Annotated in this window: 16 protein-coding genes; 12 read left to right on the top strand and 4 right to left on the bottom strand. The window is 71.3% G+C overall.

The features are described from left to right. Nucleotides 1-106: 106 nt before the first annotated feature. From ABZU32_RS34895 to ABZU32_RS34870, 6 genes are all read left to right on the top strand, one after another. Nucleotides 107-559: a hypothetical protein gene (locus ABZU32_RS34895; RefSeq protein WP_354853098.1), complete on the top strand. Its 453-nt coding sequence runs from the start codon at nucleotides 107-109 to the stop codon at nucleotides 557-559. Nucleotides 560-881: 322 nt separating this feature from the next. Beyond that, on the top strand, nucleotides 882-1,436 hold the full coding sequence (locus tag ABZU32_RS34890; RefSeq protein WP_354853096.1) for an RNA polymerase sigma factor: 555 nt from the start codon (nucleotides 882-884) through the stop codon (nucleotides 1,434-1,436). Continuing rightward, nucleotides 1,433-2,350 carry a hypothetical protein gene (locus ABZU32_RS34885; RefSeq protein WP_354929324.1) on the top strand — a complete coding sequence of 306 codons (918 nt, stop codon included), beginning with the start codon at nucleotides 1,433-1,435 and terminating at the stop codon, nucleotides 2,348-2,350. The genes ABZU32_RS34890 and ABZU32_RS34885 overlap by 4 nt, the downstream gene beginning before the upstream one ends. Before the next feature lie 199 nt (nucleotides 2,351-2,549). Next, nucleotides 2,550-3,977, top strand: a complete 1,428-nt coding sequence (locus tag ABZU32_RS34880) for a hypothetical protein (RefSeq protein ID WP_354929321.1) — start codon at nucleotides 2,550-2,552, stop codon at nucleotides 3,975-3,977. A 66-nt stretch (nucleotides 3,978-4,043) separates the two neighbouring features. After that, nucleotides 4,044-5,867 carry an acyl-CoA dehydrogenase gene (locus ABZU32_RS34875; RefSeq protein ID WP_354929319.1) on the top strand — a complete coding sequence of 608 codons (1,824 nt, stop codon included), beginning with the start codon at nucleotides 4,044-4,046 and terminating at the stop codon, nucleotides 5,865-5,867. Between the two features lie 176 nt (nucleotides 5,868-6,043). Further along, entirely contained in the window at nucleotides 6,044-6,268 is a 225-nt protein-coding gene (locus ABZU32_RS34870) for a hypothetical protein (RefSeq protein ID WP_354853088.1), read from the top strand. Between the two features lie 42 nt (nucleotides 6,269-6,310). On the opposite strand, the gene ABZU32_RS34865 is transcribed toward ABZU32_RS34870, so the two are convergent. The 4 genes from ABZU32_RS34865 to pdhA all read right to left on the bottom strand — a co-directional run bounded on the left by ABZU32_RS34865 (nucleotide 6,311) and on the right by pdhA (nucleotide 10,362). Continuing rightward, nucleotides 6,311-6,604: a Dabb family protein gene (locus tag ABZU32_RS34865; RefSeq protein WP_354929316.1), complete on the bottom strand. Its 294-nt coding sequence runs from the start codon at nucleotides 6,602-6,604 to the stop codon at nucleotides 6,311-6,313. A gap of 147 nt (nucleotides 6,605-6,751) precedes the next feature. Further along, nucleotides 6,752-8,281 carry a 2-oxo acid dehydrogenase subunit E2 gene (locus ABZU32_RS34860; protein ID WP_354929313.1) on the bottom strand — a complete coding sequence of 510 codons (1,530 nt, stop codon included), beginning with the start codon at nucleotides 8,279-8,281 and terminating at the stop codon, nucleotides 6,752-6,754. A 9-nt stretch (nucleotides 8,282-8,290) separates the two neighbouring features. Continuing rightward, nucleotides 8,291-9,265: an alpha-ketoacid dehydrogenase subunit beta gene (locus ABZU32_RS34855; RefSeq protein ID WP_354929310.1), complete on the bottom strand. Its 975-nt coding sequence runs from the start codon at nucleotides 9,263-9,265 to the stop codon at nucleotides 8,291-8,293. Continuing rightward, the gene (gene pdhA, locus ABZU32_RS34850) at nucleotides 9,262-10,362 is read right to left on the bottom strand and encodes a pyruvate dehydrogenase (acetyl-transferring) E1 component subunit alpha (protein WP_354929307.1); all 1,101 of its coding nucleotides are present in this window, start codon (nucleotides 10,360-10,362) and stop codon (nucleotides 9,262-9,264) included. The genes ABZU32_RS34855 and pdhA overlap by 4 nt, the downstream gene beginning before the upstream one ends. 339 nt (nucleotides 10,363-10,701) lie before the next feature. Between pdhA and purS the strand changes: the two genes are divergently transcribed. The 6 genes from purS to ABZU32_RS34820 all read left to right on the top strand — a co-directional run bounded on the left by purS (nucleotide 10,702) and on the right by ABZU32_RS34820 (nucleotide 18,211). Continuing rightward, nucleotides 10,702-10,950, top strand: coding sequence for a phosphoribosylformylglycinamidine synthase subunit PurS (gene purS / locus ABZU32_RS34845; protein WP_354853070.1), 249 nt, complete (start codon nucleotides 10,702-10,704; stop codon nucleotides 10,948-10,950). 169 nt (nucleotides 10,951-11,119) lie between these two features. After that, the gene (locus tag ABZU32_RS34840; RefSeq protein WP_354929304.1) at nucleotides 11,120-11,560 is read left to right on the top strand and encodes an ATP-binding protein; all 441 of its coding nucleotides are present in this window, start codon (nucleotides 11,120-11,122) and stop codon (nucleotides 11,558-11,560) included. A gap of 195 nt (nucleotides 11,561-11,755) precedes the next feature. Next, nucleotides 11,756-12,094 carry a hypothetical protein gene (locus tag ABZU32_RS34835; RefSeq protein WP_354929301.1) on the top strand — a complete coding sequence of 113 codons (339 nt, stop codon included), beginning with the start codon at nucleotides 11,756-11,758 and terminating at the stop codon, nucleotides 12,092-12,094. Between the two features lie 155 nt (nucleotides 12,095-12,249). Continuing rightward, on the top strand, nucleotides 12,250-12,933 hold the full coding sequence (gene purQ / locus ABZU32_RS34830) for a phosphoribosylformylglycinamidine synthase subunit PurQ (RefSeq protein ID WP_354929298.1): 684 nt from the start codon (nucleotides 12,250-12,252) through the stop codon (nucleotides 12,931-12,933). 43 nt (nucleotides 12,934-12,976) lie between these two features. Continuing rightward, entirely contained in the window at nucleotides 12,977-15,232 is a 2,256-nt protein-coding gene (gene purL, locus ABZU32_RS34825) for a phosphoribosylformylglycinamidine synthase subunit PurL (protein WP_354929295.1), read from the top strand. Between the two features lie 255 nt (nucleotides 15,233-15,487). Beyond that, nucleotides 15,488-18,211, top strand: a complete 2,724-nt coding sequence (locus ABZU32_RS34820) for an adenylate/guanylate cyclase domain-containing protein (RefSeq protein ID WP_354929292.1) — start codon at nucleotides 15,488-15,490, stop codon at nucleotides 18,209-18,211. Nucleotides 18,212-18,238: the final 27 nt, after the last annotated feature.

The raw sequence follows: 18,238 nt of genomic DNA, 5'->3' as shown, positions 1-18,238 counted from the left end.
GGTACCGAGCCCGCGTGGGGCGTCCTCCGTCCGGCCACGGGGTCAGGGGCGGATCAGGGTTGCTCCCCGATGTGCCTAGGCCGTCACACCGGGCAATCTGTGAGACATGAACGAACTGACTCGACGCGACGAGATGTCGCTCGCCGGCGCGGCCCTGCGGGGCGCGCCGTGGAAGGCCGCGGCGATCACCGGTGGTGCGGGCGCGGCGATCAGCTATCTCATGGGGGTCATCTTCCCAGGTCCCGCCGATCTGACCTGGGCCCTGTGCCTGGGCGTCAGCCTGTTCAGCGTCGTGGCGGCCATCGGCGCGGTGAGCAAGCCGAACGTGGGCGACCGCGTGACGCGCCAGGCCCGGCTGTGGTCACTGGCGCACCCGTGGCGGTTCGCGCTCTACCCCGGCATCGCGGCGGCCGTGCTGATGTACCCGGTGCAGCTCGTCTTCGACCACGCGGGCGTGTTCGGCGCCGCCTGGGACGCGGCGTGGGGCGGCGCGCTGGTCTACCTGATCGCGGCGATCGGCACCCTGTCGCTCAAGGGACGGGCCCAGTCGGCCCGCTGACCCCTCCGCCCTATCCAGGGCGCCCCTCTCCCCCTTCCCAGGGCCGCGCTGCGCGTCCTGGGAAGGTTCCGGGCCGCGAAGGCCCGCCACAGCATCACGGGCCGTCACCCAGTGGCGGCCCGTTCGGCGTTGTCGCGGCGGACGCGGAACTACTCGTCGCCCTCCGGGTCCGGCAAGGCGACCAGCAGGAGCCGTCGTCCTGGCGGTGCTCCTCTCTCACCGCATTGGGGTGAAACGTCTGCCCGTAGCCGGACATGTGTGGTGACGAGTGGCTCCTCCGGCCAGGCCGAGAGGAGCAGTCCCCCATCGGAAGGACGGCGGCGTGGGACCACCGGACCCAAGGCAGCGCTTCGAGGAGATCTACATGGCGCACTACGCGGATCTGCTCGGGTACGTCCGCCGGCGCACCGAGTGCGCCGACGACGCCGCCGACGCCCTCTCGGAGACCTTCACCACCGCCTGGCGGCGCGTACGCGACATCCCCGAGGGGGAGCAGGCGCGGCTGTGGCTGTACGGCGTGGCCCGGCTCGTCCTGGCCAACCAGCGCCGGGGTCAGGCCCGGCGCGGCGCCCTCGCCGCCCGCCTGCGCGAGGAACTGGCCACCTGGGACCAGGGACAGCGGCCTCACCAGGACTCCCGGGCGATCCGCGAGGCGTTCCGGCGGCTCAGCCCGGACGACCGTGAGCTGTTGTCGCTGGTGAGCTGGGAGGGCCTGGACACCGCGCAGATCGCGACGGTGCTCGGCTGTTCGCGGGGCGCCGTCCGTCTGCGCCTGCACCGCGCCCGCAAACGGCTCGCACGCGAGTTGGACGCCGCCGACCTGGACCTGGTCGCCTACGGCCCCCGCGCGGTCGCGCTCCTGAAAGGACAATCATGAACGCGGACCTCGACCGCCTGCTCGCGTCCATCGCTCCCGATCCGGGGCCTGGCGTGACCCCCGGCGCCCGTGAGCTGCTCGAGGAGATCAGGACCGCGACAGCGGACGGTGCGGAGACACCACGGCGCATTCGGGACAGGGCGGTACGGCTCTGGTGGCGCCGGCACGGCGCACGGGGGCCCAGGCCGCGATCACGCTGGTCCCTGGCCCTACCCCTGGCGGCTCTGGCCGTCATGCTGAGCTGGATCGTGCCGGACACGCTCGGCATCGGCGCGCGACCGGCTTCGGCCACACTCGACATCAGGCAGACGGGAGACTTCTACGTCGTCACCGTCAAGGACCTGTACGCCGACCCGAAGCGCTACCAGCACGAACTGGCGTCTCGCGGCCTGAAGGTCACCATCAAGTTGATAGCGACCGACGATCTGCGGGCCGGCAGTCTGCTCTTCGTCACCGCCACTGACGACAATGCGCCAAAGGACCAGGGCACGCACGTCATCAAGGAGAGCGACGACATATTCGCGCTGAATGACGACACTTCGTGCGACCGTCGGTTCGAATGCACGATCGGCGTGAAGATCCGGGTCGGCTACACGGGGCCGGGAACCATCTTGCTCGGCCGCAGGGCCCGGCCCGGGGAGCTCTACCAGGCGCCGCCGTCGCTCATCTCACGTGGCCAGCCGCTTCACTGCATCGACTTCATCAACGACAGGGTCCCGCAGGTGCTGCGACTGCTGAAGGAACACGGCGTCGACAAGGTCGACTTCGCCACGTATCACGGCCCGCGGTCCTTCGTGCCCGACTCGTGGTACGTCCACGACGGCGTGATGAGCGCCGAGGGGCGCGCCCTGATCCTCGCCGACCCCGCTCCCCACCCCAGGCCCATGAACGTCAAGGAAGCCTGCCGCCGGTAGGTCCGCACGTCGCCGAGCTCCGGACGCGATGTCGACGGGGCTCAGCGTGAGCGTGCGCGTCAGGCGGTGCAGCACGCCGGGCCGCCCCGCACCTCGCTCACTTCACCCCTGTGCGGCAGCGGTTTCACGCGCCCATCGCCTGTCACCGCACGCGCACGGTTCATGACGCGAAGCCATCTACTGAGACTCCGGAGCCGCCATGCTCACCGAAACCCTCCACCCGTCCACAGCCCGGGCCGGCCGGGTGAAGCGAGCGATGCTCGGGCATCGGCTCTTCACCGTGGTCCTCTGCCTCGCGACGGCCGTGCGACTGGTCACGATGCTGGGGTATCGGCCGGGGCAGCTCTATTGGTACGACTCGTTCACTTATCTGGATGTGGCGTCGCATCCGCGGCCGTCGCTGGGGTTCCACCCGAGCGGGTATCCGCTGCTGTTGTGGCTGCTGCGGCCGTTCCACAGCGTGACGGTGGTGGTCGGCGTGCAGCACGCGATGGGGCTCGGCATCGGGGCGATGATCTACGCGGTGCTGCGCCGGCGGGGGCTGCCTGCCTGGGGCGCGTCCCTGGCGGCCCTGCCGGGGCTCTTCGACGCCTCGTTCCTGCGCCTGGAGCACGGCGTGCTGTCGGACACGATGTTCATCCTGCTGATCGTCGCCGCGCTGACGGTCCTCACATGGTCGCCGAGGCCGACGGCGCGCGCCTGTGCGGTCGCGGGGACGCTGCTCGCCCTGGCCACGCTGACGCGGACGATCGCGTTACCCCTGCTCGTGCTCGTCCTGCTCTGGTCGGCCGTGCGGCGGGTGGGGACTCGCGGCCTGGTGGCCGGGATGCTGGCGGGGGCGCTGCCGCTGGTCGCGTACGCGGGCTGGAACGCGCACGTCAACGGGAGGTTCACCCTGACCGGCGGGGAGGGGGTGGTGCTGTGGGCACGGACCATGACCTTCGCGGACTGCGCGGTGATCAGGCCGCCGGCGGCCGAGCGCGGGCTGTGCCCCAACGGCGCCCACCAGGACGCGGCCTCGGAGTACGTGTGGGACCCCGCCGCCTCGCTGAACCGGTTGCCCGGCGGGCGGGACGGCAACAACGACCTCGCCCGATCGTTCGCCCTGCGCGCCATCATGGCGCAGCCGCTGGACTACCTCGCCGACGTGGCCCGCGACACCGCGCTCGCCTTCGCCTGGACCCCGGTGCGGCACCCGGAGCGGGTCACCCCGGCCTTCGGTTTCGCGCGGGGCGAGTGGTCGCTGCCCGCCTACCCGCTGGTGGCCAAGGTGCGCCAGGAGTACGACCCGGCCATCCGCGGGCTGCGCTCGGCCGAGCCCTGGGCGGGCTTCCTGATCGCCTACCAGTACCCGGCGTACACACGCGGGCCGGTGATCGCGCTGCTCCTGCTGGCGGGCGGTCTAGGCGCGGCCGTCGGGCGGCGACGGGCGGCGCTCCCGTGGGCCACCGCGGTGTTCCTGCTGGCCGGGCCGGTGGCGGTGCTGGACTTCGACCACCGCTACGTGCTGCCGGTGATCCCGGTCGCCTGCCTGGCGGCCGCTCTCGGCGTGGCCGACCTGGGTAGCAGGTGTAGCCGCGGGTGGCCGTCCCGTTCGTCCGGTTTTCTAGGGGTTACTCGCGGGTAGCATATGCGGTAAGGTTACTCACCAGTAGCACACCGCCCGCATGCCTGGACGAGGGGACGCGCAGCCATGGGTCATTACAAGAGCAACGTCCGTGACCTTGAGTTCAACCTGTTCGAGGTGCTCGGCCGTCGCGAGATCCTCGGCACCGGGCGCTTCGCCGAGGTGGACGAGGACACCGTGCGCAGCGTGATCGAAGAGGTCCGGCGCCTGGCCACCGGCGTGCTCGCCGACTCCTTCGAGGAGGGCGACCGGACGCCGCCGGTCTTCGACCCCGCGACCGGCACGGTGACGATGCCTCCGCGCTTCAGGAAGTCCTTCGAGACCTTCCGGGACGCCGGGTGGACCAACCTGGACCTGCCGGAGGCGCTCGGCGGGCCCGGCCTGCCGCGCAGCGTGAGCTGGGCGGTGGCCGACATGATCCTCGGCTCCAACCCCGCCATCTGGATGTACTCCAGCGGACCGGCCTTCGCCCACGTGCTGCACACCATCGGCACCGAGGAGCAGAAGAGGTTCGCCATGCTGGCCATCGAGCGGCAGTGGGGCGCCACGATGGTGCTGACCGAGCCGGACGCCGGTTCCGACGTCGGCGCGGGCCGCACCAGGGCCGTCCGGCAGCCCGACGGCACCTGGCACATCGAGGGCGTCAAGCGCTTCATCACCAGCGCCGAGCACGACATGACCGACAACATCTTCCACCTGGTGCTCGCCCGCCCCGAGGGCGCCGGTCCCGGCACCAAGGGCCTGTCCATGTTCCTGGTGCCCAAGTTCCACGTGGACATGGAGACCGGCGAGCTCGGCGAGCGCAACGGCGTGTACGTCACCAACGTCGAGCACAAGATGGGCCTGAAGGCCTCGACGACCTGCGAGCTGACCTTCGGCGAGAAGCACCCCGCCGTCGGCACGCTGATCGGCGACGTGCACGAGGGCATCCGCCAGATGTTCATGATCATCGAGCACGCGCGCATGATGGTCGGCACCAAGGCCATCGCCACCCTGTCCACCGGTTACCTGAACGCGCTGGAGTACGCCAAGCAGCGGGTGCAGGGCGCCGACATGACCAAGATGACCGACAAGACCGCTCCGCGGGTCACCATCACCCACCACCCGGACGTCCGCCGCGAGCTCATGCTGCAGAAGTCCTACGCCGAGGGCCTGCGCGCGCTGGTGCTCTACACCGCGACCTTCCAGGACGCCGTCCAGATCGCCGAGTTCGAGGGCATCAGGAACGCCGACGCCGAGGCGATGAACGACCTGCTGCTCCCCCTGGTCAAGGGCGTCGGCTCCGAGCGCTCCTACGAGATGCTGGCCCGCTCGCTGCAGACCCTCGGCGGCTCGGGGTACCTGCAGGACTACCCGATCGAGCAGTACATCAGGGACGCCAAGATCGACTCGCTGTACGAGGGCACCACGGCCATCCAGGGCCAGGACCTGTTCTTCCGCAAGGTCCTGCGCAACCAGGGCGCCGCGCTCGGCTCGCTGCTGGCCGAGATCACCGGCTTCGCCGCCTCCGAGGCCGGCAACGGCAGGCTCAAGCAGGAGCGCAAGCTGCTCGACGAGGCGGCCGGCGAGGTCAGGGCGATGGCCGACACCATGGCCGGATGGGCGATCGGATCGCTGGAGAACCCGGCGGAGGTCTACAAGGTCGGCCTCAACACCACCCGGTTCCTGCTGGGCCTCGGCGACCTGGTGATCGGCTGGCTGCTGCTCCGGCAGGCCGAGGTGGCGCTCAAGGCTCTCGACTCCGCGGACCACGACAAGGCGTTCTACACCGGCAAGGTGGCCGCCGCGTCGTTCTTCGCCCAGACCGTCCTTCCGCGCCTGGCCGCCGAGCGCCGCACGCTCGCCGCGACCGACCAGAGCCTGATGGAGCTGCCGGAAGAGGCCTTCTGACCCAGGGAATCGGCACCGCGCCGACGGCATGCCCGCGCCCGCGGGGCGGCGATCGCCCGGCGGGCGCGAGGCTTCCCGTGCCGGAAGGGTGCTGAGATCGGTAGTGTTACCGCGCGCGGCTGGGTATTACCCTGCCGCTTAGCGTTCTTTACCGAACACGAGTCCCGGAGGTCTGGATGGGCATCGGGGTCAGTATCTTCTTTCTGACCATCGGGGCGATTCTGAAGTTCGCGATCGAGCCCGACGTGCTGGGCAGTTCGGTCCACATCGACGTCATCGGCGTGATCTTCATGATCGTCGGCGCTGTGGGGCTGCTGCTCAGCTTCTTCCTCATCTCCCGCCGGGGCACGGTCGTCGAGACCGAGCTCCCGCATCGCGAGAACCACCCGCCCACCGTCTGACCCCTGGCCGCGGGACGCCGCCGGAAGCCGTCCGGCCGTTCGTCAGAGGCTGTACTGCACCGCGGCCCGGCCGGCGAGGATCGGCCTGATCACGTCGGCGATGAACGCCCGGTGCACCGGGTGGTCGCGGTACACCAGGTAGTCCTCCTCGGAGTCGAAGTCGGCGACGACGGCGAACTCGTAATTGCCCGGGTTGATGCCCGCGTCCTGGCCGATCTCGTAGCGGCGGATCTCCGGGATCGCGTCGGGCAGCTTCTTCAGCCCGGTCTCCACCTCGGCCTTCTGCTCCTCGGTGGCGCCCGCGACCCAGGTGAACATCACGACGTGGCGGAACATGATCTCTCCTTCAGCGATGGCAGACCGCCAGCGTACGGCCCGGCGCGGCGCGGCACGCCGTCGGCCCGCGGCCATCCCGGCCGATCCCCGTGGCCCCCCCCGGAGGTAGGGAACTTCCGGGGGTGGGCGCGCTCGCGGGGTGCGGGGTCAGCTCCAGGCGAGCATGTGGAGAGGGTCGTGGAGCATCGCGCCGACGTCGCGCAGGACGTAGGAGCCGAGTTCGCCGTCCACGAGGCGGTGGTCGAACGACAGCGCCAGCGTGGTGACCTTGCGGGGGACGATCTGGCCGTCCACCACCCAGGGCAGGTCGCGGATCTGGCCGACGGCGAGGATCGCCGCCTCCCCGGGGTTGAGGATGGGGGTGCCGGCGTCCACGCCGAACACGCCCACGTTGGTGATCGTGATGGTGCCGCCGGACAGGTCGGCCGGGGTGCACCGCCCCGCCCTGGCCTTGTCGGTCAGCTCGCCCAGCGCCCCGGCCAGCTCGGGCAGCGACAGCGCCTGCGCCTCCTTGACGTTCGGCACGATGAGCCCGCGCTGCGTGGCCGCGGCGATGCCGAGGTTCACGTAGCGCTTCACCACGATCTCGTCCCCCGTCCAGGAGGAGTTGACCATCGGATACCGGCGGACGGCCGTGAGCAGCGCCTTGGCGACCAGCAGCAGCGGCGAGACCTTGACCTCGGCGAAGTCCGGCATCGCGCGCAGCCGCTTGACGGCGTCCATGGTGGCGGTCACGTCCACCTGCAGCCACTCGGTGACGTGCGGAGCGGTGAAGGCCGAGGCCACCATGGCGGCGGCCGTGGCCTTGCGCACACCCTTCACCAGGATGCGCTCCTCCCGTTCGCCCTCGGGCAGGACGGCGCGCGCGGAGGGCGCGACGGCGGGGACGGCGGAGGCGGCGGTGGCGCCCTCGGCGGCGGCGTGCACGTCGTCACGGGTGATCGACCCGTTCGGACCGGTGCCGGTGAGGGCGGCGAGGTCCACGCCGAGGTCCCGGGCCAGCTTGCGCACGGGGGGCTTGGCCAGCACCGCGACCGCGCCCGCCTCCGGCGTGACCGGCGTGACGGCCCGCGCCTGCGGGGCCGGACGGACGGGCGCGACCGGCTGGGCGGCAGCGGCGGACTGAACAGGCTGGACGGCCTGGGCGGGAGCAGGCTGCTGGACGGGCGGGGCCGCCGCGCCCGTGGCGGGGGACGGGTGGGCCGGGGACTTGCGGGGACGGCGGGTCGTGGCGCCGGGCTTGACGCCGTACCCGACGAGCACCGGCGTCCGCGCCGGCGTGCCCTCGGTCCCGCCGGCGGGCGGCGAGGGGACCATGTCGTCGGCGAGCGCGGCCGCGCGCGGCACCGGGCCGCCTCCGGCCGGGGCCTGCGGCGTGCCGGCGCCCGCGACCGCCGCGGCGCCGGTGAAGGCGCCGCCCGTGGGCGCGGGGCCGCCCTCGCCGTCGTCCACGGCGATGATCGGGACGCCGACGTCGACGGTCTCGCCCTCGGCGGCCATGAGCGCGCTGACCACGCCCTCGAAGGGACAGGGCAGCTCGACGACGGCCTTGGCCGTCTCGATCTCCACGATCGTCTGGTTGATCTCGACCTTGTCGCCGGCGGCGACGTGCCACTTGACGATCTCGGCCTCGGTCAGCCCTTCACCGACGTCGGGGAGCTTGAACTCGCGAAGCACAGGCCCCTCCTAGAAGGCGAAGGTACGGTCGACGGCGTCCAGCACCCGGTCCAGGTCGGGCAGGTAGTCGTCCTCGAGCCGGGAAGGCGGGTAGGGCGTGGAGAAGCCGCCGACGCGCAGCACGGGCGCCTCCAGGTTGTAGAAGCACGCCTCGGTCACCCGCGCGGCCAGCTCGGCGCCGAGACCGGAGAAGATGGGCGCCTCGTGGGCGACCACGCACCGGCCGGTGCGCCGTACCGACTCGAAGATCATGCCGGTGTCCAGGGGGTTGAGCGAGCGCAGGTCGACGACCTCCAGCGAGCGGCCCTCCTCCTCGACGGCCGCGGCGGCCTCCAGGCAGGTCTTGAGCATCGGGCCGTAGGCCAGCACGGTCACGTCGGTGCCCGGGCGCACGATCTGGGCGCGGTCGAAGGGCATGGGGTCGGCGCCCCGGTCGACCTCGGCCTTGTCCCAGTAGCGGCGCTTGGGCTCGAAGAAGATGACCGGGTCGTCGCACCGGATGGCCTGCTGGATCATGTGGTAGCCGTCCACGGGGTTGGAGCACGCCACCACGCGCAGGCCACCGGTGTGGGTGAAGTACGCCTCGGGCGACTCGCTGTGGTGCTCCACGGCGCCGATGCCGCCGCCGCAGGGGATGCGCACGACGACCGGCAGCTTGATCTTGCCGAGCGAGCGCAGCGGCATCTTGGCCAGCTGGGTGATGATCTGGTCGGCGGCCGGGAACACGAACCCGTCGAACTGGATCTCGCACACCGGACGGTAACCGCGCAGCGCGAGGCCGATGGCGGTGCCGATGATGCCGGACTCCGCGAGCGGGGTGTCGATGACCCGGCTCTCGCCGAAGTCCTTCTGCAGGCCGTCGGTGACCCGGAAGACCCCGCCGAGCTTGCCGACGTCCTCGCCCATGATGAGGACCTTGGGGTCGTCCTCCATGGCGGTGCGCAGGCCCTCGTTGATCGCCTTGGCGAGCGTCAGCGTGGTCATCGCTCGCCTCCCTCGAAGCTCGCCAGGTACGCGGCGTACTGCTCGCGCTCCTCGGCCAGCAGTGCGTGCGGCTCTCTGTACACGTGCTCGAAGATCTCCAGCGGGTGCGGGTCGGGCATCTCCAGGCAGCGCTTGCGCACGTCCCGGCCGAGGTCGGCGGCCTCGGCGTCGATGGAGTCGAAGAAGTCCTGGTCGGCGAGCTGGTTCTTGAACAGGTACGCCTTGACGCGCTCGATCGGGTCCTTCAGCTTCCACGCCTCGAGCTCCCCCGCCACGCGGTAGCGCGTCGGGTCGTCGGAGGTGGTGTGGGCGCCCATGCGGTAGGTGAACGCCTCGATCATCATGGGGCCCTGACCCTCGCGGGCGTTCTTCAGCGCCTGCCGGGTGACGGCGAGGCAGGCGAAGACGTCGTTGCCGTCCACGCGGATGCCGGGGAAGCCGAACCCGCTGGCGCGGCGGTACAGGGGGATGCGCGACTGCTTCTCCAGCGGCTCGGAGATGGCCCACTGGTTGTTCTGGCAGAAGAAGACGACGGGGGCGTTGAACACCGAGGCCCAGATGAACGACTCGTTGACGTCGCCCTGGGAGGTGGCGCCGTCGCCGAAGTAGACGATCGTGGCGGCGTCGGCGCCGTCGCGCTGGACGCCCATCGCGTAGCCGACGGCGTGCAGGGTCTGGCTGCCGATGACGATCGTGTAGAGGTGGAAGTTGTGCTCGGCGGGGTCCCAGCCTCCGTGGTTGACGCCGCGGAAGAGCCCGAGCAGGTTCACCGGGTCGACCCCGCGGCACCAGGCCACGCCGTGCTCGCGGTAGGTCGGGAAGGCCATGTCGGTGTCGGTCAGCGCGCGCCCGGATCCGATCTGGGCGGCTTCCTGGCCGAGCAGTGAGGCCCAGATGCCGAGCTCGCCCTGCCGCTGGAGTGCGACGGCCTCCATGTCGACGCGTCGCACCAGCACCAGGTCGCGGTAGAGGCCGCGCACCTCCTCGGGCGTCAGGTCGATGTCATAGACGGGATGCTCGACGCGCTCACCTTCCGGGGTGAGAAGCTGGACGAGCTCAGGGGGTGCGTCAGCACCACCAGAGGCGTCGAAAGTCACGTGCCGCTCCTGTGCGCTCAGGGCCGTGCTGATGGGATCACCATCGCCGTTCGACCAGTTGACACGCGTCCATACCTACTGGTGGCGGTACGTCCGCGTTTGGGGACATGGTGGCAGACACCACAGGCCCTTGCGCAAGACCAGCCACCCCGTCTTCCACACTTCTCCCGTTCCCGGTGAACCCTGGCGCACACTCGTCCGGACCCCAGTGTGCAGGGAGGGGCACCCCTGGCGCGCCGCCGGGGCGGGGGCTGTGAGACGAGGCCGCCACCGTTAGGCTGGTGCGCCGGACCAGGCCGGACCCGACCAGGGGGCCGGCGGCACGAACTGGAGGGACACGTGGCACGCGTCATCGTCGACGTCATGCTCAAGCCGGAGATCCTCGATCCGCAGGGGCAGGCGATCGCCCGGGCGCTCCCGCGGCTCGGCTTCTCCGGGGTCAGCGAAGTGCGGCAGGGCAAGAGGTTCGAGGTCGAGATCGACGGCCCGGCGGACGAGGCGGCGCTGGCCGAGGTCCGCAAGATGGCCGAAACCCTCCTCGCGAACACCGTCATCGAGGACTACTCTGTGCGGGTCGAGGCCGAATAGCAGCCTCTCCGCCGCGCCAAGGGGCCGCAAAGCACGCGAAACGGAAATTTGGTCAGATCAGAAAGCAAGCGTCTGACCAACACTAAATAACAACAGCGTGATTCTGCGGTTAGCCCTGATTCTCCGGGGAACCTCCCCAACGTGACTTTCGGCGCCGTGGAGGAGTCCGGTGGATATTGAGTTCTCGTTGGCCTTGCCGAGGGACGCCATGGGCATCCCGATGGTCCGGCGAGTACTGGGTGACACCCTTCGCTGCATCGGCGTCACCGAAGACTGCGTGTCGGACGTGCTGCTGGCCACCTCCGAGGCCTGCGCCAACGCCGTGCGTCACGGCGGGCCCTCCAAGCGCTACGCGGTGATGGCCGCCATCGGCCAGGGCCGCTGCGAGTTGCGCGTCGTCGACAACGGGCTCGGACTCGGGGCCATCCCCCGGCAGTATCCGGCCGGAGACGCCGAGCACGGGCGCGGCATCCTCATCATGCAGTCGGTCGTCGACGAGATCTCCTTCGACATCACCCCCGGCAACGGCACCACCGTCTGCCTCCGCAAGGAACTCGACTGGGACGAGGAGTGGCTGGCCACCCACGACCGGGCCCTCGCCTCCGTCTGACCCTCCCCCGTTCCTCCCGGACCACGGCTTCCTTTCGGACCTCGGCTTCCTTTTCGGACCCCCGCTTCTGCGACGGCGTCGTGCGCCGGCAGGAGATCATGCGGAGAAACGGCATGACGGAACGTCACCATATGATTACCTGGAGCTGACACTCGTCGAACGTCGATTCGTCCGATCAAGAGAAGGTCCTGGCCTGTGGTGAAGCGTCTGCGGCGCCTGTTCGGGCGCGGTCGTGGCAAGCGAGTCGGCCGGCACGCCCTCGGGCGGCCGTACGTCGAGATCGAGCCCGCCGATCACGGTGATCCCGACCTGGCCGACCGTGCCGCCGCCGTCCTGTTGAACCGCATGGAGCGGTTCTGGACGGTCATGTACGGGCCGTGGAGCCGCCGCTTCTACGCGCTGGCGCTGTACCCGACCCCGGAGCCACTGGTGGTGGAGGCCCGCACCGCTCAGGACCTTCTCACCGCGATGCGTCACGCCGAGCGAGGATGGGCGCTCAACGGCCCGTCGGAGCCGATCGCAGCCCATCACTGATGGCGGGCCGACGCTCCGCCCGGCCCCGCCGACGACCTGATGGTGCCCTGCGTCGGTCGCTCAGGGGCAGCAGGTAGCCTGTGGTGTACCGCCGCAGGCCGCCGTCGCTGAGTGAGACGCCGGCGCGGCGCTCTCATGTGGAGGGGTACGAGACCATGGGTGCTGCCCGTGTGGGCGTGGTCACTTTTCCCGGAACTCTGGACGACCAGGACGCGGCGCGCGCCGTCAGGCACGCGGGCGGGGAGGCGGTGCCGCTGTGGCACGCCGACCGGGACCTCAAGGGCGTGGACGCCGTCTTCCTGCCCGGCGGGTTCTCCTACGGTGACTACCTGCGCTGCGGGGCCATCTCCCGCTTCGCGCCGCTGATGGAGGAGCTGATCCCCGCGGCCCGGGCGGGGCTGCCGGTCCTCGGCACCTGCAACGGCTTCCAGATCCTGTGCGAGGCGCACCTGCTGCCCGGCGCGCTCACCCGCAACGAGGGCCTGCACTACATCTGCCGCGACCAGCGCGTCCGCGTGGAGAACGCCGCCACGGCCTGGACCGGCGACTACGCCTCCGGTCAGGAGATCCTGCTGCCGGTCAAGCACGGCGAGGGCCGCTACGTCGCCGACGCCGCGACGATCGGCGCCCTGGAGGCCGGCGGCCAGGTCGTGTTCCGCTATCTCGGCGGCAACCCGAACGGCTCGATGAACGACATCGCCGGCATCAGCAACGAGGCGGGCAACATCGTCGGCCTCATGCCCCACCCGGAGCACGCCGTCGAGGACTTGACCGGCGCTCCCAGCGTCGACGGACGCGGCTTCTTCACCTCGATCCTGAAGAAGTTCGTGAACCTGTGAGGCGACGACCACGGCGTGCGCGGGTGACGCGCGAGGAGAACACATGATCGACTCTGTCAAGCGGGCCAACGAGACCCCCGACGAGCCGCAGCCCTACGCCGAGCTCGGCATGAAGGCCGAGGAGTACGAGCGCGTGCGCGCCATCCTCGGACGCCGGCCGACCTCCTCCGAGCTGGCCATCTACTCGGTCATGTGGAGCGAGCACTGCTCCTACAAGTCCTCCAAGGTGCACCTGCGCCAGTTCGGCACCAAGGCCCCCGAGTCCGAGGCGCTGCTGGTCGGCATGGGCGAGAACGCCGGCGTGGTGGACATCGGCGACGGCTGGGCGGCCACCTTCAAGATCGAGTCGCACAACCACCCGTCGTACGTCGAGCCGCACCAGGGCGCGGCCACCGGCGTCGGCGGCATCGTCCGCGACATCATGTCGATGGGCGCGCGGCCGGTCGCGGTCATGGACGCCCTGCGCTTCGGCGCCCTGGACGCCCCCGACACCCGGCGCGTGCTGCCGGGCGTCGTCGAGGGCGTCGGCTCCTACGGCAACTGCCTCGGCCTGCCCAACATCGGCGGCGAGCTGGCCTTCGACCCGTGCTACATCGGCAACCCGCTGGTCAACGCCCTGTGCGTCGGCCTGCTGCGCAAGGACCAGATCAAGCTGGCCACGGCGCCCGGGCCGGGCAACCAGGTCGTGCTGTTCGGCGCGCGCACCGGCCCCGACGGCATCGGCGGCGCGTCGGTGCTCGCCTCGGCCACCTTCGAGGACGAGTCGCACGCCAAGCGGCCCGCCGTCCAGGTCGGCGACCCGTTCATGGAGAAGCTCCTCATCGAGTGCTGCCTGGAGCTGTTCGAGGCCGACGTCGTCGTCGGCATCCAGGACCTCGGCGCCGCCGGGGTGTCCTGCGCCACGACCGAGCTGGCCGCCAAGGGCACCGGCGGCATGTCGGTGGACCTCGGCCTGGTGCCGCTGCGCGACCCCTCGCTCCTCCCCGAGGAGATCCTGATGAGCGAGTCGCAAGAGCGCATGATGGCCGTGGTGACCCCCGAGGACATCGACGCGTTCATGGCGATCTGCGCCAGGTGGGACGTCCCCGCCACGGTGATCGGCGAGGTGACCGACACCGGCAGGCTGGTGATGACCTGGAAGGACGAGGTCATCGTCGACATCCCGCCGGGCACCGCCGCCGACGACGGCCCGGTGTACGAGCGCCCGTTCCACGAGCCGGCGGGCCAGGCGGCGCTCAACGCCGACGACCCGGCGCGGCTGGAGCGTCCCGGCGACCTGCGGGCGGCCCTGCTGACGCTGCTCGGCTCCTCCAACCTCGCCTCCAAAGAGTGGGTGACCTCCCAGTACGACCGCTACGTGCGGGGCAACACCGTGCTGGCCATGCCGGCCGACGCGGGCGTGCTGCGCATCGGCGAGGTCATGCCCGGCGCCGAGGAGACCGACCGCGGCATCGCCCTGGCCACCGACGGCAACGGCCGCTACGCCAAGCTCGACCCCTACGCCGGCGCCCAGCTCGCGCTGGCCGAGGCGTACCGCAACGTGGCGGTCACCGGGGCGCGCCCGCTCGCGGTCACCAACTGCCTCAACTTCGGCTCGCCGGAGGACCCCGAGGTGATGTGGCAGTTCGCCGAGGCCGTGCGCGGCCTCGCCGACGCCTGCAAGACCCTGGGTGTGCCGGTGACCGGCGGCAACGTCTCGTTCTACAACCAGACCGGTTCCACGCCGATCCACCCGACCCCGGTCGTGGGGGTGCTCGGCGTGCTGGACGACGTCCGCGCCCGCGTCCGTCACGGGTTCACCGCCCCCGGCCTGAAGATCGTGCTGCTCGGCGACACCCGGGACGAGTTCGGCGGCTCCGAGTGGGCGCACGTCGCGCACGGTCACCTGGGCGGGCTGCCCCCGGCGGTCCACCTGGAGGCCGAGCGCGCCCTGGCCGGCGTCCTGGTCGAGGCCGCGGGACGCGGGCTGGTCGACGGCTCGCACGACGTGTCGGACGGCGGCCTGGCCATCGCGCTGGCCGAGGCGTGCATGGCCCGCGGTGTGGGAGCCGCCGTGCAGCTCCCCGGCGGCGACGCCTTCACCGATCTGTTCAGCGAGTCCACGGCACGGGTTCTGCTCGCGGTGCGGCCCGAGTCCTACGACGAGCTCGCCGACCTGTGCGCCCGGCGCGAGGTGCCCGCGTACTGCCTGGGCACGACCGGCGGCTCCGCGCTCACCGTCGAGGGCGTCCTTTCGATCCCGGTGGAGGAGCTTCGCGCGGTCCACGAGGCGACGCTCCCGGCCGTGTTCTCCTCCTGACGAGACGGTCACGGCAAGGCGGTGGATCCCCCACAGAAGATCCACCGCCTTGGTGAGCTGAACCGGTCACCCATTAACGGGACTAATGGCACCAGGCATCGCCAAAGTAACCGAAGTTTCGGTCATACCCCCCAAAGCCGCAGCTCAGTTCCGTCTCGATATACCTCCGGCTGAACCCTTCGTTCGCCCACAACGTGGACTGACGGGATAATCGGCACGTTCGGGGGGACTCGACTGGCTGATGCGGAGGCAACCGTGCCGTCGAATGATCACACACGCGCGACCACCGACTCCGAGGCGGAGGCGGACACCGTGCCCCGCCACGACGTGACGCCGACCGGGGGTGCGGCCTCGAAGCAGGCCGAAGGGCACGCGGAGGGGCGGCCGGAAGGGCAGGCCGAGATACAGGCCGAGGGGCAGGCGGAGGTGCGGCCCGACGGGCGGCTCGCCGCGGAAAAGACCGCGGGGAAGTCCTCCGGCGAGGGCGCCGGCGAGACCGGCGGCGCTGCGACTCCGGCGGCCGGGACGGGCCCTGACCACCCGGGCACGGGTGACGCGGCGAAGACGGTGCAGTTCGAGAGGGTCGTCCCGGCGAAGACCCCGATGCCTCGCACCTCCACGGTGAGCCGGCCGTCCCGGACGCCCGCCGGCGCCTCCGGCACGAGCACCGCCGAGAAGGACGCGGCCCCCGTCCCGGAAAGCGCCCCTGTCACGGAAAGCGCGACCCCCGGCGCGGAGAGCGCGATCTCCGTCCCGGAGAGCGGGACCGCCGTCCCGGAGAGCGGGACCGCCGGCATGAAGGCCGGGACCGCTGATGCGGGGGCCGAAGGCGCCTGGGGGGACGTCCAGGTGGCCGGTGCCGAACACGAGGGCGCCCGCGCGGACGACGGGCCTGCCGGTGCGGAGGACCGCACGGCCATCGCCGGGAGCGAGGCCGCCGGCGGGGAGGACGGGCTCGCGTTCTCGCCTTATCTGCCGCCCGCCACGCACCCGGTGCGCGGCATCGTGTGGGCCATGCACCTGGCCGTGCCGCTGCTCGGCCTGTGGCTGCTGCTCGCCTTCCCCGCCCGGCTCAACGCGCGCTGGGAGCATCCGCCGAGCCACTTCTGGCTGATCGTGCTGGTGGCCGGCGTCAACGTCGTGCTCGGCGCGATGATCAGCCAGGCCGCCACCCGGCACAAGGACGCCCGACTGCTGCTGGTGTCGCTGGTCTTCCTGAGCAGCGCCGGCTTCTTCCTGCTCCACGGTCTGTCGACGCCGCGGATCATCTTGGAGACCGGCAGCTACGGCTTCGACATCGGGCAGCCGGTCGGGCTGATGGTGGCGTCGGTGCTGGCGTTCGCCTCCTCCCTGCCGCTCGGCGAACGCGCCGCCGCCGCCGTGCTGAGGAGCGGCGACCTGCTGCGGGCCGCCCTGGTGGTGGTCCTGGTGGTGTGGGGCGCGGCCTCGCTCATCGAGGGCCTGACCCCGCTCAGCGCGCCGCCGCCGCCCGGCGGAGCCACCATCGGCGCGTTCTCCTGGATCGGCGCCGCGCTGTTCGCCCTGTCGGCGGTGCAGATGTTCCGCATCCACCGCCGCAGGCCCTCGGCGATGCTCGTGAGCCTGATGACCGCGTACGCGCTGCTCAGCGAGGCGATGGTCGCCGGGTTCTTCCGGCCCAACTGGCTGCTGTCGTGGTGGGAGTGGCACCTGCTGCTGGTGGGCGCCTTCGCGTTCGTCGCCTACAGCTCCTACATCCAGTTCCGCCGCGAGGGCTCCAGCCAGGGCCTGTTCGACTCGGTGACGCTCGCGGCGACGATCCGCCGCATCCAGGGGCAGTACGACCAGGCGCTGGAGGAGCTCGTCGGCCACCTGCGGCGCATGGGCGAAAGCGGCACGGCGTCCCGGACGCCCGTCGCGCTGCGCCTGGCGGGCAAGTTCCGGCTGAACGAGGGCCAGGCGGCCGTGCTCGACCGCGCCGGACAGGCGCTCGCGGCCGAGCGCGAACTGTCGCTGCGCCTCGGCGCGCTGGTCGACGTGGGCCGGCAGGCGCGCGTCGGCCTGGGCGAGGACACCTTGCTCGCCGAGGCGCTGGGCCGCGTCCGCCAGGCCTACGGGGACGTGCGCATCGGCCTGGTGTCGCACGGCGCGATCACGCTGGGCGAGCGCGCGTACGGCGTGGACGAGTTCAAGGCCACCGAGACGATCAGCGGCGACGGCCGGGTCATCCACCCGCTCACCGTCAAGGGCGTGGTGGCCGGCGCGCTGGAGGTCCCCGTGGGCACCACGCGCCAGGACGAGGCGCTCGCCGCCACCCTGGCCAGCCAGCTCTCGATCGCGCTGGAGAACGCCCGCCTGTACCGCGAACTGGAGACGCTGTTCCGGCAGTACATGTCGCCGGACGTGGCGGCATCCCTGCTCGCCGACCCCGACCAGGCGGCGCTCGGCGGCTCGCTGGTGGAGCTGACCGCGCTGTTCGCCGACCTGAAGGGCTTCACCTCCTTCTCCGAGCGGGTGGCGCCCGGCGAGATCGTGGAGATGCTGAACCGCTACCACGCCGCCGCGGTGCCCTGCGTCCTGCGGCACGGCGGAACCATCGTGCAGTTCGTGGGCGACGCGCTGCTCGCGCTGTTCAACGCCCCGGCGGCGCAGGCCGACCACGCCGCGCACGCCGCCCGCGCGGCTCTTGAGATGCAGGCCGCCGCCGAGGAGATCGCCGCGGGCAACCCCGGCTATCCGCGGTTCCGCATCGGCATCAACACCGGCCTGGCGCTGGTGGGCAACATCGGCAGCCCCGAGTTGCGCGGGTTCAACGCGATGGGCGACGCGGTGAACGTGGCGGCGCGACTGGAGGGGATGGCCGAGCCGGGGACGGTGGTCATCGGGGCCACGACCCGTGAGCAGATCGGCGCGGGCGCCGAGGTACGGTCGTTGGGCGAGCTGAGCCTCAAGGGCAAGGAGCAGAGCGTCGAGGCGTTCGTCCTGTCCTCGCTCGACTGACCACCGTGCGCCGCGAGACGGTAGAAG

The organism is Sphaerisporangium sp. NPDC005288 (assembly GCF_040607475.1).
GTDB lineage: Bacteria > Actinomycetota > Actinomycetes > Streptosporangiales > Streptosporangiaceae > Sphaerisporangium > Sphaerisporangium rhizosphaerae.
The sequence above is the reverse complement of the archived record's forward strand: the minus strand, read 5'-3'. Positions and strand labels throughout refer to the sequence as shown.

Bases quoted from the DNA above. Each gene is read 5' to 3' on its own strand.
- ABZU32_RS34895 (WP_354853098.1), top strand. From the start codon at position 107: ATGAACGAACTGACTCGACGCGACGAGATGTCGCTCGCCGGCGCGGCC.
- ABZU32_RS34870 (WP_354853088.1), top strand. From the start codon at position 6,044: ATGGGCATCGGGGTCAGTATCTTCTTTCTGACCATCGGGGCGATTCTG.
- ABZU32_RS34880 (WP_354929321.1), top strand. From the start codon at position 2,550: ATGCTCACCGAAACCCTCCACCCGTCCACAGCCCGGGCCGGCCGGGTG.
- ABZU32_RS34865 (WP_354929316.1), bottom strand. From the start codon at position 6,604: ATGTTCCGCCACGTCGTGATGTTCACCTGGGTCGCGGGCGCCACCGAG.
- purQ (WP_354929298.1), top strand. From the start codon at position 12,250: ATGGGTGCTGCCCGTGTGGGCGTGGTCACTTTTCCCGGAACTCTGGAC.
- ABZU32_RS34855 (WP_354929310.1), bottom strand. From the start codon at position 9,265: ATGACCACGCTGACGCTCGCCAAGGCGATCAACGAGGGCCTGCGCACC.
- ABZU32_RS34885 (WP_354929324.1), top strand. From the start codon at position 1,433: ATGAACGCGGACCTCGACCGCCTGCTCGCGTCCATCGCTCCCGATCCG.
- ABZU32_RS34875 (WP_354929319.1), top strand. From the start codon at position 4,044: ATGGGTCATTACAAGAGCAACGTCCGTGACCTTGAGTTCAACCTGTTC.
- purL (WP_354929295.1), top strand. From the start codon at position 12,977: ATGATCGACTCTGTCAAGCGGGCCAACGAGACCCCCGACGAGCCGCAG.